The organism is Streptomyces sp. NPDC022910, assembly GCF_055561075.1.
In genome coordinates this window covers 103483-119178 of sequence record NZ_JBVHHL010000009.1, presented here as the reverse complement: position 1 = coordinate 119178, position 15696 = coordinate 103483, and the positions used below count along the sequence as shown (strand labels likewise).

Sequence of the window (15696 nt, the reverse complement as noted above, 5' to 3'; positions counted from 1 at the left end):
GCTTAGGGTGACCTGGTGACTCAGTCCGCATCGCCCGCGTATCTACGCTTCCCGCACCTGCACGGCGAGTTGGTCGCCTTCACCGCCGAGGACGACGTCTGGGTCGCCCCGCTCGACGGCGGCCGTGCCTGGCGGGTCAGCGCCGACAACGTCCCGGTGAATCATCCCCGTTTCTCCCCGGACGGAACGACCGTCGCCTGGACCTCGACCCGCGACGGCGCACCCGAGGTGCATGTCGCCCCCATGGACGGCGGCCCCGCCAAGCGCCTGACGTACTGGGGGAGTGCGAAGACCCAGGTGCGCGGCTGGACCCCGGAGGGGCAGGTGCTGGCCCTGAGCACGGTCGGCCAGGCCTCGCTGCGCCGCACCTGGGCGCGTGCCGTGCCGCTCGACGGCGGGCCGGCCACCACCCTGCCGTACGGACCCGTCGGCGAGGTCGCGTACGGGCCGGCCACGGTCCTGCTGTCCGCGCCCATGGGCCGCGAGGCCGCCTGGTGGAAGCGGTACCGGGGCGGCACGGCGGGCAAGTTGTGGATCGACCGGGAGGGCGAGGGGGAGTTCGTACGGCTGCACCCGGACCTCGACGGGAACATCGAGTACCCGTCGTGGGTCGGCATGGGGGAGGAGCCGAGAACTCGGGGGAGGATCGTCTTCCTCTCCGACCACGAGGGCGCAGGTGCGCTGTACTCGTCGCTCGCCGACGGCTCGGACCTGCGACGGCACACCCCCCTCGGGGGTTTCTACGCTCGGCACGCGGCCACCGACGGCACCCGGGTCGTGTACTCCTGTGCCGGTGAACTCTGGATCCTAGACGACCTGGACGGTGCCGAGCCCCGGCGGCTGGACATCAGGCTCGGCGGACAGCGCGCCGACCTCCAGCCGTATCCCGTGAGCGCGTCCCGCTGGTTCGGGGCCGCCTCGCCCGACCACACCGGGCGCGGCAGCGCGATCTCCGTGCGCGGTGCCGTCCACTGGGTCACCCACCGTTCGGGGCCCGCCCGCGCGCTCGCCGCCGAGCACGGGGTCCGTGCCCGGCTGCCGCGCACCTTCCGCGCCGACCGCGAGGAGTGGGTGGTGTGGGTGACCGACGCGGAGGGGGAGGACGCACTGGAGTTCGCGCCCGCCACCGGTCTCCTGCCCGGCGCCATCCCGCGCCGGCTCGCGGTGGGGCAGCTGGGGCGGGTGCTCGGACTCGCGGTGGCGCCCGACGGCAGCCGGGTCGCGGTCGCGGCGGACGACGGGCGGGTGCTGCTCGTCGAGCGGGACAGCGGCGAGGTGCGCGAGGTCGACCGCAGCGAGGACGGGGAAGTCAACGGGCTCGTCTTCTCGCCCGACTCGGCGTGGCTCGCCTGGTCGCACCCCGGTCCGCGCCCGTTGCGCCACCTCAAGCTCGCCAACACGGCCGACCTGTCGGTGACGGAGGCGACCCCGCTGCGCTTCCGGGACTACGCGCCCGCGTTCACCCTGGACGGCAAGCACCTGGCGTTCCTCTCGGCACGCTCCTTCGACCCGGTCTACGACGAACACGTCTTCGACCTGGCCTTCGTGGGCGGCTCGCGGCCCCATCTGATCACGCTCGCGGCGACCACCCCGTCCCCCTTCGGTCCGCAGCGGCACGGCCGTCCCTTCGAGGCACCCGAGAAGGACGAGACGCCCGACAGCGAGGGCGCGCCCACGACCCGGATCGACCTGGAGGGGCTCGCCGACCGGATCGTGCCGTTCCCGGTCGAGTCCGCGCGCTATTCCGGACTGCGCGCAGCCAAGGACGGGGTGCTGTGGCTGCGGCACCCGGTGCGCGGTGTGCTGGGCGCCTCCCGCGCCACGCCGGACGACCCCGACCCCAAGACCGAGCTGGAGCGCTACGACCTCGTCCAGCAGCGCATCGAGCACCTCGCCGCGGACGCCGACCACTTCGCGGTCAGCGGTGACGGCAAGCGGGTGCTGCTGTGGACCGACGGCAAGCTCAAGGTCGTACCGAGCGACCGGCGCGCCCCGAACGACGACAACAGCGACGCGAACATCACCGTCGACCTGTCGCGGATACGGCAGACCGTCGACCCCGCGGCCGAGTGGCGGCAGATGTACGACGAGACCGGCCGCCTCATGCGGGACAACTTCTGGCGGGCCGACCTGGGCGGGGCCGACTGGCAGGGTGTACTGGACCGGTACCGGCCGGTGCTCGCGCGGGTCGCCACGCACGACGACCTGGTGGATCTCCTGTGGGAGGTGCAGGGCGAGCTGGGCACCTCGCACGCGTACGTCACGCCCAGCGGCCACGGTGTCGGCGCGGACCGGCGGCAGGGACTGCTCGGGGCCGACATCTCCCGTCACGCGGACGGCAGTTGGCGCATCGACCGGGTGCTGCCCTCGGAGACCTCCGACCCGGACGCGCACGCGCCGCTGGCCGCGCCCGGCGTCGCCGTACGGGCCGGGGACGCGATCATCGCGGTCGGCGGACGGCCGGTGGATCCGGTGACCGGGCCCGGGCCGCTGCTGGTCGGCACGGCGGGCACACCGGTGGAGCTGACGGTCTCACCGGCGGGCGGGGGCGATCCGCGGCACGTCGTCGTCGTACCGCTCGCGGACGAGGAGCCGCTCCGGTACCACGCGTGGGTGGCGGACCGACGGGCGTACGTGCACGAGAAGTCCGGGGGACGGCTCGGGTATCTGCACGTGCCGGACATGCAGGCGCCCGGCTGGGCCCAGATCCACCGCGACCTGCGGATCGAGGTCGCCCGGGAGGGGCTGGTCGTGGACGTCCGGGAGAACCGGGGCGGGCACACCTCCCAGCTGGTCGTGGAGAAGCTCGCGCGGCGGATCGTGGGTTGGGACCTGCCGCGCGGACTGCGGGCGTACAGCTATCCCGAGGATGCGCCGCGCGGACCCGTCGTCGCCGTCGCCAACGAGTTCTCCGGTTCGGACGGGGACATCGTGAACGCGGCGGTCAAGGCGCTCGGGATCGGGCCGGTGGTCGGGACGCGGACCTGGGGCGGGGTCATCGGGATCGACAGCAAGTACTGCCTCGTGGACGGCACGCTGGTGACGCAGCCGAAGTACGCGTTCTGGCTGGAGGGTTACGAGTGGGGCGTGGAGAACCACGGGGTCGATCCCGACGTCGAGGTGGTCCAGGCGCCGCAGGACCACGCGGCCGGGCGTGACACCCAGCTGGACGAGGCGGTGCGCACAGCGCTGGCGGCGCTGGAGGAACACCCGGCGAAGAGGCCCCCGGAGCTGCCTGCGCTGTGATCCACCGTGCCGGCCGCCGGCGGACCGGCGCACCACCGCCTCGCACCCGGTCCCGCCGCTCGCGGCGGGTGTTCCCCGCCCGCCCTTTTCCAAGTGGTCGGAGGAACACGGGAGAGCGTGCCGCCGCGTAGTGCCGCCCCCGGCCGGCCGGGGACTCACCCTTCAGAGCGGGCACGGAGGGCCCGTCGCCACAAGCCGCCGGTGGAGCACCGGCCGGCCGGTCACCGGACCCGCCGCTCGGCGGCGGCCCATGCCGCGCCTGCTCGCGGAGCGAAGAAGGGGGCGTTGCCGGAGGCCGGGCCGATACGATGCCGTCGTCGTGATCAGTCTGTGTGAGGAGGCACGCCCATGGCGGGAGAGCCGCAGGACGACTGCTTGTTCTGCAAGATCGTCGCGGGGCATGTCCCGGCGACGGTCGTCCGGGAGACCGAGACCACCGTCGCCTTCCAGGACATCAACCCCCAGGCGCCGACCCACGTACTGGTCATCCCGCGCGTCCACTACCGGGACATCGCCACTCTCGCCGCCGCCGAACCGGCCATCGCCGCCGGCCTGCTCCACGAGGCCGGCGAGATCGCCGCGCAGGAGAAGCTCGAGAGCTACCGCGTCGTCTTCAACACCGGCAGCGGGGCCGGGCAGACCGTCTGGCACGCGCACGGCCACGTCCTCGGCGGCCGCGGCCTGCAGTGGCCCCCCGGGTAAGGCGCCGTGTCCGCACGTGAACTGGTGGTCCTCGGCACCGCCAGCCAGGTCCCGACCCGGCAGCGCAACCACAACGGCTATCTGCTGCGGTGGGACGGGGAGGGCATCCTCTTCGATCCCGGCGAGGGCACCCAGCGGCAGATGCTCCGTGCCGGGGTCTCCGCCCACGACCTGTACCGGATCTGCGTCACCCACTTCCACGGGGACCATTCGCTGGGGCTGGCCGGGGTCATCCAGCGGATCAACCTGGACAAGGTGCCGCACAAGATCACCGCGCACTATCCCCGGTCCGGGCAGCACTTCTTCGAGCGGTTGCGGTACGCGACGGCCTACCGGGAGACCGCGCGGCTTGCCGAGGCACCGGTCGCCGAGGACGGGGTGCTGGCGACGACCGCCGCGTACACGCTCGAAGCCCGCCGGCTGTCCCACCCTGTCGAGTCGTTCGGTTACCGGCTCGTCGAACCCGACGGACGGCGCATGCTGCCCGAGCGGCTCGCCGCGCACGGGATCAAGGGCCCTGACGTGGGCCGTATCCAGCGCGAGGGCTCCCTGGGCGGTGTCCCGCTGGAAGCCGTGAGCGAGGTACGGCGCGGACAGCGGTTCGCGTTCGTCATGGACACCCGGCTGTGCGACGGGGTCTACGCCCTCGCCGAGGGCTGCGACCTGCTCGTCATCGAGTCGACCTTCCTCGACGATGACGAGGAACTGGCCGTCGAGCACGGTCACCTGACGGCAGGCCAGGCATCCCGGGTGGCACGGGAGGCCGGCGTGCGGCATCTGGTCCTCACCCACTTCAGCCAGCGCTACTCGGACCCCGAGGAGTTCGAGCGGCAGGCCCGGGCCGCCGGGTTCGAGGGAGAGCTGACCGTGGCGCACGACCTGCTGCGAGTGCCTGTCCCGAAACGGGCCTGACCGGGCCTTACGATGCTTTGATGCCCCTCCCCAAAGCTGAACTGCACCTCCACATCGAAGGCACCCTCGAACCCGAGCTGGCCTTCGCGCTGGCCGCACGCAACGGTGTCGAACTCCCCTACGCCGACACCGAGCAGTTGCGCAAGGCGTACGCCTTCGAGGACCTCCAGTCCTTCCTGAACCTGTACTACGAGCTCATGGCCGTGCTGCGGACCGAGCAGGACTTCGAGGACCTCGCCAACGCCTACCTCGAGCGGGCCGCCACGCAGGGAGTGCGGCACGCCGAGATCTTCTTCGACCCGCAGGCCCACATCGCCCGCGGGGTCGGCATGGGCACGGTCGTCGAGGGACTGTGGCGGGCGCTCGGCCGGTGGGGGTCCCCCCGCTCGAGCGAAGCCGAGAGTGGGGGAGAGCAGAACCACGGGGTCTCCACCCAGCTGATCATGTGCTTCCTGCGGGACGAGTCCGCCGAGTCGGCCCTGGAGACGCTCGAGGCCGCGAAGCCCTACCTCGACCGGATCGTCGGCGTCGGCCTCGACTCGGCCGAGGTCGGCCACCCGCCGGCCAAGTTCCGCGAGGTCTACGAGGCCGCCGCCGCCCTCGGGCTGCGCCGGGTGGCGCACGCGGGCGAGGAGGGGCCGCCGGAGTACATCACCGAGGCCCTGGACGTGCTCGGCGTCGAGCGCGTCGACCACGGGCTGCGCTGCATGGAGGACCCGGCCCTCGTCGAGCGGCTGGTGCGCGAGCGCGTGCCGCTGACGCTCTGCCCGCTGTCCAACGCCCGCCTGCGCGCCGTGGACACCCTGGCGGACCACCCGCTGCCCGCGATGCTCGACGCCGGGCTGCTGTGCACCGTCAACTCCGACGACCCCGCCTACTTCGGCGGGTACGTGGGAGACAACTTCCACGCCGTACGGGACACCCTCGGCCTGAGCGAGGAGCGGATGCGCGAGCTGGCGCGCAACTCCTTCGTCGCCTCCTTCTTGGAGCACGACGAGGAGCGGCGGGCGCGTTACCTCGCCGAGGTCGACGCGTACGAGTTCGGTGGGCGCTAGACGGCTCCGGGTCCCGGTGCGGTGGTCGCCTGGCGGGGTCCGGCTGTGTCGTATTCCTGTCGTGCGGTCGCTGTCGGTGTGTCGAGGGAGATCTCGACGACCGGCTGTTGCGGTGCGCCGATCGGCGGTACCGCGCCCATAGGGGTGCCCGTGGAGGCGGCGACCACGGCGGCCGGGGTGCCTCCGCGGCGGCGTACCGCGCCGGGCAGGAGCGGGCGGCCGCCGGTGTGCAGGGCGACCGCGGTCAACGGGAGCGTGATCACCAGCAGACCGGCGGCGAGGATCGTGCCCATCGCCGGAAAGCCCGCCTGCGCGGCCAGCACGCTGCCGGTCAGCGGGCCCGCCGCCGTGCCGAGCGAGGATGCCGAACCGACCAGGACCGCCCAGCGTCCGCGCGGATCGAGCGAGGCGGCGAGGCCGATGAGGTACGACAGCACGATCGGGTAGAGCGTGTTCCAGGCGATCTCACCGGCCGCGAAGGTGCCGAGTCCGGTGGCTGAGGCGCTCAGCGCGATGCAGCCGGCGATGAGCGCGGTACCCGCGCCGATGGGGAGCGCGCGGCCGCGACGCGGGCCGAGCACACCCGCGCCGATCACGCCGAGCAGCCCGGTGCCGAGCGCGATCGCAAAGACCGCACCGACGGTGACCTCCGTGAGGTGTGCCTGGGTGAGCCCGATGCGCCCGCTGACACCCCACAGGGAGTTCTGCGCCAGGGACCAGCACAGGATGCCGGCGGCAAGGACGAGACCCGAGCGTGCGTGGGGCAGGCGGCCGGCCGTCCCGGTCCCGCGGGGAGCGGCCGCCGGCGTCGGGACCGGGAGGCGGCCGGTCGCAGGCCACACCAGCACCGCGGTGAGCGCGATCGCGGCGAGCGGGAGACCGTGGCCCGGGCCGAGGTGGGGGACCGTCAGATAGACCGCCCCGGCGAGTGCGGAGACGCAGAGCAGGCCCAGCGTGGAGGCACGGTGCGGGTCGCTCCCCCAAGCTCTCGACTTCGCTCGAGCAGGGGGCACCCCCATGGCGGCGATGCCGGTCGCGGCGACGGTGGTGGCCGTGCCGGAGCCGAAACCGCCGACGACCGCTCCCGCGACGACCACGGGGATGCTGTGGCTGAGCGCGGCCGTGCCGTATCCGGCGGCGGCGAGCAGCAGTCCCGCCCGCGCGAGCCGGCGGGGACCGATCCGGTGGACGTGGGCTGCGAGCAGGAAGCCCGCGCCGGCCGAACCGAGCAGCAGGGCACTGCCGATGGAGCCGGCCTCGGTGGCCGAGAGCGGCAGGCCCGAGTCGAGTCTGCCGACGGTGGTGGGCAGGAGGTACGCGGCAAGGTACCCGGCTGTGAAAAGGGCGACGAGGGGCCAGGGCGGGGCGGTGCGGGAGGACACGGGCGTTCCAGGGCGTGCGGAAGGAGCGGCTCAGAAAAAGGGGGAGTTGGGGCGCCGTCCGTCGAACGACAGGAACGCGCGGGCAATTTGTATCAAGCACGCGGTTGAAGAAGAAGCCCGGGGTGTGTGATGTGGGTCACGTAGGGGTTTGGAGCTGGTGGGGCCGGGTAGGCGCGAGCTTTTTCGGCTGTCCGCCGCCCTGTGGTGCCCCGATTCAGCGCCAGTGCGGCGCCCCCGCGCCACCCGGTGCGATCCCCTCGATCCTCGCCCGGACTTCCCGCATCACTGTCACGATCCGCTCCTCGTGACCCGGCGTCAGGCGGGCCACCGGCACCGAGCAGCTGATCGCGTCCTGGGCCGGTGTGTCGTAGCGGAGCGCGAAGCCGAAGCCGACGATGCCGGCCACGCCCTCCTCGCGGTCGATCGAGTGGCCGCGCTCGCGGGTCGCGGCCAGGTCCGCCGCCAGGGACTCACGGGTCGTGCGCGTGTTCGGGGTGAGCGCCTCGTACGGGCCCTCGGGCAGCTCCTCGTCGGGTCGCTCCGCCAGCAGCGCCTTGCCGAGCGCGCCCGCGTGTGCGGGCAGGCGGCGGCCCACCCGGCTGATCGTGCGCAGGTATTCGTGCGACTCGCGGGTCGCCAGATAGGCCACGTCCGTGCCGTCGAGGCGTCCCATGTGGATCGTCTCGCCGAGCGCCTCCGACGCCTCGTCGAGAAACGGGCGCACGATACGGACGCGCGGGTCGGAGTCCAGATAGCTCGTGCCCGCCAGCAGGGCATGGATGCCGATGCCGTAGAGGGAGCCCGTGATGTCCGTGCGCACCCAGCCCCGCGAGATCAGGGTCTGGAGCAGGGCGTACATGGAGCTGCGCGGTACCTCGAGCTGGTCCGCGAGCTCCTGCAGGCGTGCCGGGCGGTCGCCCCGCGCGGCGAGCAGTTCGAGCAGCTCGACCGTGCGCGCGGCTGACTTCACTTCGCGGACGCCCCCTGTGTCTGACATGCGCCGATCGTAATCCGGGTGGGAGGGGCCGGTGCGCGATGCGTGCGTGCCCATTGACGGCTCCGGTTCGCGTATCTAATCTTCATCTTCATACGTGGATGACATCTACATGGGGAGATAAGCGAGTGGGTGGCGGTACGGATACAGACAGGCAGGCCGTGACTCGCAGACTGCGGGACGGCATGGCGCAGGGGGTGCTGTCGTTTCCTCTCACGAGCTTCGCCGAGGACGGTTCCCTCGACCTCGACGGCTTCCGCGCCCACGTCACGGCGCAGCTCGCCGCCCGCCCCGGCGCCGTCTTCCCGGCCTGCGGCACGGGAGAGTTCTTCTCCCTGGACGAGGAGGAGTACGGGCAGGTCGTCGTCGCGGCGGTGGAGGCGGCCGAGGGGCGCGTGCCCGTCGTCGCCGGCATCGGATACGGCTGGGCGCAGGCCGTACGGTTCGCGCGGACCGCCGAGGAGGCCGGTGCCGACGCGCTGCTCGTGCTGCCGCACTACCTCGTCGCCGCACCGCAGGACGGGCTCGTCGCGCAGCTGGAGCACATTGCCGCCCGCACCCGGCTCCCGCTCATCGCCTATCAGCGCGGCCAGGTCGCCTTCGGCGTCGAGGCGTTCGAGCGCATCACCCGGATCCCCGGTGTCATCGGACTCAAGGACGGCCACAGCGACCTGGACCGGCTGCAACGGCTCACCCTCACCGCACCCGAGGGCTTCCTGTTCTTCAACGGGGCGGCCACCGCGGAGATCCAGGCGCGCGCGTACGCCACCGTCGGCGTCCCCGCCTACTCCTCCGCCGTCCACGCCTTCGCCCCCGAGATCGCGAACGCCTTCTTCGCCGCGCTGCAAGGCGGCGACGACGCCACGGTGGACAAGCTGCTGCGCGACTTCTACGTCCCGCTCGTCGCACTCCGCGACCGGGTGCCCGGTTACGCCGTGTCGCTGGTCAAGGCGGCGGCCCGGCTGCGCGGCCGCCCCGTGGGACCCGTACGCGCTCCGCTCACCGACCCGTCGGCGGCCGACCTGGCCGACCTGGAAACCCTGCTCGCCACCGGACTCGACCTCGTAGGAGCCGCCCTGTGACCCGCGACCTGACCATCACCGAAGTGCGCCTGACCCCGATCCTGGTCGCAGACCCGCCCCTCCTGAACACCCAGGGGGTTCACCAGCCGTACACGCCCCGCCTGATCGTGGAGGTGGTGACGGCCGACGGGATCACCGGGCTCGGCGAGACGTACGGCGACACCAAGTACCTGGAGCTCGCCCGGCCCTTCGCCGACAAACTGATCGGCCGCCAGGTGTCCGACCTCAACAGCCTGTTCACCGTCGCCGACGAGGTCTCCGTCGACGTCTCGCGCGTGGACGACCAGGTCGACGTGGGCGGACTGCGCGGTGTCCAGACCGCCGACAAACTGCGCCTGTCCGTCGTCTCCGGCTTCGAGGTCGCCTGCCTCGACGCCCTCGGCAAGGCGCTCGGGCTCCCCGTGCACGCGCTGCTCGGCGGCAAGGTGCGGGACGCGGTCGAGTACAGCGCGTACCTCTTCTACAAGTGGGCCGACCATCCCGAGGGCGTCGCCTGCGAGAGGAACGACTGGGGTGCCGCCGTCGACCCGGCCGGAGTCGTCGAGCAGGCGCGGCGGTTCAAGGAGCGGTACGGCTTCACCTCCTTCAAGCTCAAGGGCGGTGTCTTCCCGCCGGACGAGGAGATCGCCGCGATCCGCGCCCTCGCCGAGGCTTTCCCCGGCCACCCACTGCGTCTCGACCCCAACGGAGCCTGGTCCGTGGAGACCTCGCTGAAGGTGGCGCAGGAGCTCGGGGGCGTCCTCGAATACCTGGAGGACCCTGCGCTCGGCACCCCCGCCATGGCCGAGGTCGCCGCCAACACCGGCGTGCCGCTCGCCACCAACATGTGCGTGACGACCTTCGCCGAGATCCAGGAGGCGTTCACGAAGGGCGCCGTCCAGGTGGTCCTCTCCGACCACCACTACTGGGGCGGCCTGCGCAACACCCAGCAACTCGCGGCCATCTGCCGCACCTTCGGCATAGGGGTGTCCATGCACTCCAACACCCACCTGGGGATCTCTCTCGCCGCGATGACCCACGTCGCGTCGACCGTCCCCGATCTGCACCACGCCTGCGACTCCCACTACCCCTGGCAGTCGGAGGACGTCCTGACCGAGCGCCTCACCTTCGAGGGCGGCAAGGTCACCGTCTCGGACACGCCCGGCCTCGGCGTCGAACTCGACCGCGACAGGCTGGCGTTCCTGCACCGGAGGTGGCTCGACGACGACGGGTCGCTCAAGGACCGGGACGACGCGGCCGCCATGCGTCTCGCCGACCCCGAGTGGGTCACCCCGTCCGTGCCGCGCTGGTAACTCGGCTCGCCGGCCCGGGAGTTCGGCTCGGGGACAGCGACCGTCATCGTCGGCCCCGTCTCCGGTGCCCTGCTGGAGATGCACGGTGTCTGGGGTCACGCGGGCCGGCAGTGGATGTTCTTCATCGAGGGCGTCTTCTCCGTGGTCCTCGGCTTCGTCGTCTACCGACTCCTCGACTCCGGCATCGAGACGGCGAACTGGCTCACGGAGGAGGAGAAGACCTCCCTGGTCGCGGTCATCGACGCCGAGCAGGACACACGTGACCGGCAGCGGGGCACGGATCGGCACGTCTCCCGCTGGAAGCTGCTCGCCGACCCGCAGATGCTGCTGTTCCTGTGGATCTACTTCGCCATCAACGCGGCCCTGTACGCGGTGACGTTCTGGCTGCCGTCGATCGTCGACGACATCGGCGGGCTGAGCGACTTGCAGGTGGGTCTGCTCACCTCGGTGCCGTGGCTGTGCGCGATCGCCGCCGTGTACGTCAGCGGCCGGATCTCCGACCGGATCGGCAAGCGGCGGCCGATCCTGATCACGCTGCTGGTCCTCGGCGGCTGCGGCACGCTCCTCGCCGTCTTCGTGTCGCCGTGGGCGGGCCTGGGCGCTCTGTGTCTGGCCGCGATGGGCTTCAAGCCGGCCTCGCCGATCTTCTGGACGATCCCGCAGAGCTACCTCGACGCCCGTGCCTCCGCCCCCGGCATCGCGCTGATCAACTCCATCGGCAACCTGGGCGGCTTCGTGGCCCCGACGGCCTTCGGCATCATCGGGGACGCGACGGGCTCGACGAAGGGCGGGCTGGTCGGTCTCACTGTCGTCGGCTTCCTCGCCGCACTGAGCGTGCTGCTGGTACGGGGCGGCGGTGTCAACGACCGGATCAGGACGCGTCCGGCCGCGGCGGCCGAGGCACGCGCCCCGAGGGCGACCCCGGGCGCGGCCCGGACCGCACACCCGGGAACGGCCGCGACCTGACGTGACGGGCGGCTCCGGTGCGACCGGCGCCGCCCGCGGGGACGGTTGGTGCACACTGGCTGGATCCGCACCATGCCAGGGAGCAACTGTGACCGCGACCATCGGAGAGGGACACCACAGCCACCCCCACATCGACCCCCTCGCCGCCCTGCGCGTGCCGGGTGACCCGCCGTGGGACGTCTATCTCACGGGGACGGTTTTCCTCGACATCATCTTCACCGGGCTCGACTCCGCCCCGGTGCGCGGGACCGAGTCATGGGCGCGCGGGATGGGGTCGAGCCCCGGCGGCGTCGCCAACATGGCCGCCGCGCTGGCCCGCCTCGGCCTGAAGACCTCCCTGGCGGCCGCCTTCGGCGACGACCACTACGGCGAGTACTGCTGGGACGAGATGGAGCAGGGCGAGGGCATCGACCTCTCGGCGTCGCGGAGAGTCCCCGGCTGGCACTCCCCGGTCACCGTCTCCATGGCGTACGAGGGCGAGCGCACCATGGTCTCCCACGGCCACGAGCCGCCGCCGGAGGAGCCTGCTCCCGCCTGCCCGCCCCGCGCCCGCGCCGCCGTCGCCTCGTTGACCCCGGGCAGGCGCGCCCCCTGGATCGCCGAGGCCGCGGGTCGCGGCACCCGCATTTTCGCGGACGTCGGCTGGGATGACACCGGCGCATGGGATCTGGCGGGGCTCGCCGACCTCGGACACTGCGAGGCGTTCCTGCCGAACGCGGAAGAGGCCATGCGGTACACGGGCACCGACTGCCCCCGTGCCGCCGCCCACGCGCTGACCGATCACGTGCCGCTGGCTGTCGTCACCCTCGGCGCCGACGGGGCGTACGCAGTGGACCGGCGTACCGGGGAGACGGCCAGCGTGCCCGCGATCGCCGTCGAGGCCCTGGACCCCACCGGCGCCGGCGACGTCTTCGTGGCGGGCTTCGTCACCGGCACGCTGGCCGAGTGGCCGCTGGCCGACCGCCTCGCCTTCGCGGGTCTGACCGCCGCCCTGTCCGTGCAGGAGTTCGGCGGGTCGCTCTCGGCGCCCGGCTGGTCCGAGATCGCGGCGTGGTGGCGCGAGGTCCAGTCGTACGAGGATCAGGAGCCGGCGGCGCTCAGCAGATACGCGTTTCTGGAGGGGCTTGTTCCGGAGGCGAGCATCGAGCCGTGGCCGCGCCGCAGGGCCGTCCCGACCATCGGGTTCCGCCGGTCGGCATGATCCTCGCGAGGCTCGGGGGTTGCGGACCCTCGAAAGCCCAGCCGTCGCAGTTGCTTCGGGTTCCGTTGCCAGTCCTTCGCGGCCTTCACATGCAGGTCGAGGCTGTATCGATGTGCGGCTGCCGCCGCGCGGTCGGGGTCCCGAGCGGCGCCTCGATGTGCTTGTCCCTCAGAAGCCCAGCCGTCGCAGTTGCTTCGGGTCCCGCTGCCAGTCCTTCGCGACCTTCACATGCAGGTCGAGGAAGACCGGGGTCCCGAGCAGCGCCTCGATGTGCTTGCGGGACTTGATGCCGACTTCCTTCAGCCGCTTGCCTTTCGGCCCGATGATGATGCCCTTCTGGCTGGGCCGTTCGATGTAGACGTTCGCGTGGATGTCGAGGAGCGGCTTGTCCGCCGGGCGGTCCTCGCGCGGCAGCATCTCCTCCACCACCACCGCGATCGAGTGCGGCAGTTCGTCGCGCACGCCCTCCAGCGCCGCCTCCCGGATCAGCTCGGCCACCATGACCTGCTCCGGTTCGTCCGTCAGATCACCCTCGGGGTAGAGCGCCGGTCCTTCGGGCAGCAGCGGGATCAGCAGGTCGGCCAGCAGTTCCACCTGCTTGTCCCCGACCGCCGAGACGGGCACGATCTCCGCCCACTCGATCCCCAGTTCCTTGCCCAGCTGGTCGATCGCGATCAGTTGTTCGGCCAGGGCCTTGGGGTCGACGAGGTCCGTCTTCGTGACGATCGCGACCTTCGGAGTCTTCTTGATCCCGGCCAGCTCCTTGGCGATGAAGCGGTCACCGGGGCCGATCTTCTGGTCGGCGGGCAGGCAGAAGCCGATCACGTCCACCTCGGCCCAGGTCGTACGGACCACGTCGTTCAGCCGCTCGCCCAGCAGCGTCCGCGGCTTGTGCAGACCCGGGGTGTCGACCAGGATCAGCTGCGCGTCCGGCCGGTGGACGATGCCCCGAACCGTGTGCCGCGTCGTCTGCGGCCGGTTCGAGGTGATCGCCACCTTCTGCCCGACCAGAGCGTTCGTGAGGGTGGACTTGCCCGCGTTGGGGCGGCCCACGAAACAGGCGAAGCCCGCCCGGTGGACGGCCTCGGGCGGTTCGGAAGACTGGGTGCGAACGCTCATGGCGCCCATTGTCCCTGATCCACGGAGCCCCGCCGCACGGCCGACCGCACCCAGGACACGGTGAGGGTTCGGAAACTCCCACGCAACACGAAACGTCACCGAAACATCCCCTCGGCCCGCGCCTCGGGTTCAAGAAGGACGCCATGCGCCCGCACAACCTGCCGATGGTGATGCTCGGGGCCGGTCTCCTCTGGTTCGGCTGGTTCGGCTTCAACGCCGGCTCGGCCCTCGGCGCGAACGGCATCGCCGCGGCCGCCTTTCTCAACACCCTCGCCGCCGGCTGCACCGGCCTGCTCGGCTGGCTCTTCGTCGAGCACAAGCGCGACGGCCACCCCACGACGCTGGGCGCGGCGTCCGGCGCCGTCGCCGGTCTGGTCGCGATCACGCCCTCCTGCGGTACGGTCTCCCTGCTCGGCGCCCTGGTCGTCGGCCTGGCCGCCGGTGTCGTCTGTTCGTACGCCGTGAGCTGGAAGTTCAAGCTGAACTACGACGACTCGCTCGACGTCGTCGGTGTCCACCTCGTCGGCGGCGTCATCGGCACGCTGCTGATCGGCCTCTTCGCGGTCAGAGGGATGACCGGCGGGAGCGAGGGCCTGCGCTACGGCGGAGGGCTCGCCCAGCTGGGCAAGCAGCTGGTGGCCGTGGTGGTCGTGGCGGTGTACGCCTTCGCCGTGACGTACGGCATCGGCAAGCTGATCGACAGGGCGATGGGCTTCCGGGCGAGCGAGGAGCAGGAGCACACCGGCCTGGACCTTACGGTGCACGCCGAGACCGCCTACGATCACGGGGTCCTGGGCCACGGCGCCCCGGTCGCCCACTCCGCCCCCTCCGCCACGCAGAAGGTCACGTCCCAGGCATGAAGCTCATCACCGCGATCGTCAAGCCGTTCCGCCTCGACACGGTCAAGACGGCCCTCCAGGAACTCGGCGTGCACGGCCTGACCGTGACCGAGGCGAGCGGCTACGGCCGCCAGCGCGGCCACACCGAGGTGTACCGCGGTGCCGAGTACCGGGTCGACCTCGTACCCAAGGTCCGGATCGAGGTCGTCGTCGAGGACGCGGACGCCGACGCCGTCATCGATGCGATCGTCAAGGCCGCGCAGACGGGGAAGATCGGGGACGGGAAGGTGTGGGCGCTGCCGGTGGAGACGGTGGTGCGGGTACGGACGGGCGAGCGCGGCGCCGACGCGCTCTGACCGCCAGCCCTCCGGCCAAGGCCGACCGCGCAGGGCGGCGCGGACGCGGTCAGACCCGTGGCTGGTCGAACGCCGAAGTCCTACGGTGGGCCCATCCCTCTGTTCGGCGTCCGAGGACAAGGCCGGTAGGCCGAACGGGGGGCCGGGGCCCCCAGAGACGTCAGCCCGCGGAGACCGTCAGCCGCACGACCCCGTCGGGCGAGGCGACCAGCACCGGCGTCTCGGGTCCGCCGAGGTCCCGTACGGCCGCCCGGTCCTCCGCCGACGCGGACTCGGACTCGGTCACGACCGCCGCCGCCTCCAGGGACTTCGCCCCGGACGCCACCGCCATCGCCACCGCTGTCCGCAGCGCGCTCAACTTCAGCGAATCGAGGGCAACGGTCCCGGCCACATACGTACGTCCGGTCTCGTCCCGTACGGCGGCCCCCTCGGGCACTCCGTTGCGGGCCCGCACGGAACGGGCCAGGGTGACGATCTTGCGGTCCTCGGGGTCGAGCGCGTTGCTGTCGGTCATGCCCTGAGCATACGAAGAACGGATCGCTCAGGTCGG

At 72.0% G+C, this 15696-nt stretch carries 12 protein-coding genes and 2 pseudogenes; 10 read left to right on the top strand and 4 right to left on the bottom strand.

The window, feature by feature from the left end; translation table 11 throughout:
- Window positions 1-15 precede the first annotated feature (15 nt).
- The 4 genes from ACZ3TS_RS11770 (at window position 16) to ACZ3TS_RS11755 (ending at window position 5915) form a co-directional block, all read left to right on the top strand.
- A complete protein-coding gene (locus tag ACZ3TS_RS11770; RefSeq protein ID WP_467616355.1) occupies window positions 16-3246 on the top strand; it encodes a S41 family peptidase in 3231 nt (1076 codons plus the stop codon).
- Between the two features lie 348 nt (window positions 3247-3594).
- Window positions 3595-3948 (top strand): HIT domain-containing protein, encoded by a 354-nt coding sequence (locus ACZ3TS_RS11765; RefSeq protein ID WP_467616352.1) that lies wholly within the window; start codon window positions 3595-3597, stop codon window positions 3946-3948.
- Window positions 3949-3954: 6 nt separating this feature from the next.
- Window positions 3955-4860, top strand: a complete 906-nt coding sequence (locus tag ACZ3TS_RS11760; protein WP_467616350.1) for a ribonuclease Z — start codon at window positions 3955-3957, stop codon at window positions 4858-4860.
- 20 nt (window positions 4861-4880) lie between these two features.
- Window positions 4881-5915: an adenosine deaminase gene (locus ACZ3TS_RS11755; protein ID WP_467616347.1), complete on the top strand. Its 1035-nt coding sequence runs from the start codon at window positions 4881-4883 to the stop codon at window positions 5913-5915.
- Here the strand turns inward: ACZ3TS_RS11755 and ACZ3TS_RS11750 are convergent.
- Both ACZ3TS_RS11750 and ACZ3TS_RS11745 read right to left on the bottom strand, forming a co-directional pair.
- Window positions 5912-7297 (bottom strand): MFS transporter, encoded by a 1386-nt coding sequence (locus ACZ3TS_RS11750; protein WP_467616344.1) that lies wholly within the window; start codon window positions 7295-7297, stop codon window positions 5912-5914. The genes ACZ3TS_RS11755 and ACZ3TS_RS11750 overlap by 4 nt on opposite strands.
- 214 nt (window positions 7298-7511) lie before the next feature.
- Complete coding sequence (locus ACZ3TS_RS11745) at window positions 7512-8294, bottom strand: IclR family transcriptional regulator (protein ID WP_467616341.1); 783 nt, start codon at window positions 8292-8294, stop codon at window positions 7512-7514.
- Window positions 8295-8476: 182 nt separating this feature from the next.
- On the opposite strand from ACZ3TS_RS11745, the gene ACZ3TS_RS11740 reads away from it, so the two are divergent.
- The 4 genes and pseudogenes from ACZ3TS_RS11740 to ACZ3TS_RS11725 all read left to right on the top strand — a co-directional run bounded on the left by ACZ3TS_RS11740 (window position 8477) and on the right by ACZ3TS_RS11725 (window position 12832).
- Window positions 8477-9373, top strand: a complete 897-nt coding sequence (locus ACZ3TS_RS11740) for a 5-dehydro-4-deoxyglucarate dehydratase (RefSeq protein ID WP_467616536.1) — start codon at window positions 8477-8479, stop codon at window positions 9371-9373.
- Window positions 9370-10665 (top strand): glucarate dehydratase family protein, encoded by a 1296-nt coding sequence (locus ACZ3TS_RS11735; protein ID WP_467616339.1) that lies wholly within the window; start codon window positions 9370-9372, stop codon window positions 10663-10665. The genes ACZ3TS_RS11740 and ACZ3TS_RS11735 overlap by 4 nt, the downstream gene beginning before the upstream one ends.
- Before the next feature lie 24 nt (window positions 10666-10689).
- Window positions 10690-11631 (top strand): annotated as a pseudogene (locus tag ACZ3TS_RS11730) (MFS transporter); the annotation flags it as partial.
- A gap of 88 nt (window positions 11632-11719) precedes the next feature.
- Complete coding sequence (locus ACZ3TS_RS11725) at window positions 11720-12832, top strand: carbohydrate kinase family protein (RefSeq protein ID WP_467616336.1); 1113 nt, start codon at window positions 11720-11722, stop codon at window positions 12830-12832.
- A 168-nt stretch (window positions 12833-13000) separates the two neighbouring features.
- Here ACZ3TS_RS11725 and era read toward each other — a convergent pair whose 3' ends face one another.
- On the bottom strand, window positions 13001-13951 hold the full coding sequence (gene era / locus ACZ3TS_RS11720) for a GTPase Era (RefSeq protein ID WP_467616333.1): 951 nt from the start codon (window positions 13949-13951) through the stop codon (window positions 13001-13003).
- Window positions 13952-14061: 110 nt separating this feature from the next.
- Here era and ACZ3TS_RS11715 point away from each other — a divergent pair.
- Both ACZ3TS_RS11715 and ACZ3TS_RS11710 read left to right on the top strand, forming a co-directional pair.
- Window positions 14062-14811 (top strand): annotated as a pseudogene (locus tag ACZ3TS_RS11715) (ammonium transporter); the annotation flags it as partial.
- Window positions 14808-15146: a P-II family nitrogen regulator gene (locus ACZ3TS_RS11710; RefSeq protein ID WP_467616330.1), complete on the top strand. Its 339-nt coding sequence runs from the start codon at window positions 14808-14810 to the stop codon at window positions 15144-15146. The pseudogene ACZ3TS_RS11715 and the gene ACZ3TS_RS11710, both read left to right, overlap by 4 nt.
- A 160-nt stretch (window positions 15147-15306) precedes the next feature.
- Here the strand turns inward: ACZ3TS_RS11710 and ACZ3TS_RS11705 are convergent, their stop codons facing one another.
- Entirely contained in the window at window positions 15307-15660 is a 354-nt protein-coding gene (locus tag ACZ3TS_RS11705; RefSeq protein WP_467616327.1) for a cytidine deaminase, read from the bottom strand.
- Between the last annotated feature and the right edge of the window lie 36 nt (window positions 15661-15696).

What these genes read in the sequence shown, in the direction of transcription:
- ACZ3TS_RS11705 (WP_467616327.1), bottom strand. Translation starts at nt 15,660, where the DNA reads ATGACCGACAGCAACGCGCTCGACCCCGAGGACCGCAAGATCGTCACC.
- ACZ3TS_RS11710 (WP_467616330.1), top strand. Translation starts at nt 14,808, where the DNA reads ATGAAGCTCATCACCGCGATCGTCAAGCCGTTCCGCCTCGACACGGTC.
- ACZ3TS_RS11740 (WP_467616536.1), top strand. Translation starts at nt 8,477, where the DNA reads ATGGCGCAGGGGGTGCTGTCGTTTCCTCTCACGAGCTTCGCCGAGGAC.
- ACZ3TS_RS11745 (WP_467616341.1), bottom strand. Translation starts at nt 8,294, where the DNA reads ATGTCAGACACAGGGGGCGTCCGCGAAGTGAAGTCAGCCGCGCGCACG.
- ACZ3TS_RS11765 (WP_467616352.1), top strand. Translation starts at nt 3,595, where the DNA reads ATGGCGGGAGAGCCGCAGGACGACTGCTTGTTCTGCAAGATCGTCGCG.
- era (WP_467616333.1), bottom strand. Translation starts at nt 13,951, where the DNA reads ATGAGCGTTCGCACCCAGTCTTCCGAACCGCCCGAGGCCGTCCACCGG.
- ACZ3TS_RS11755 (WP_467616347.1), top strand. Translation starts at nt 4,881, where the DNA reads ATGCCCCTCCCCAAAGCTGAACTGCACCTCCACATCGAAGGCACCCTC.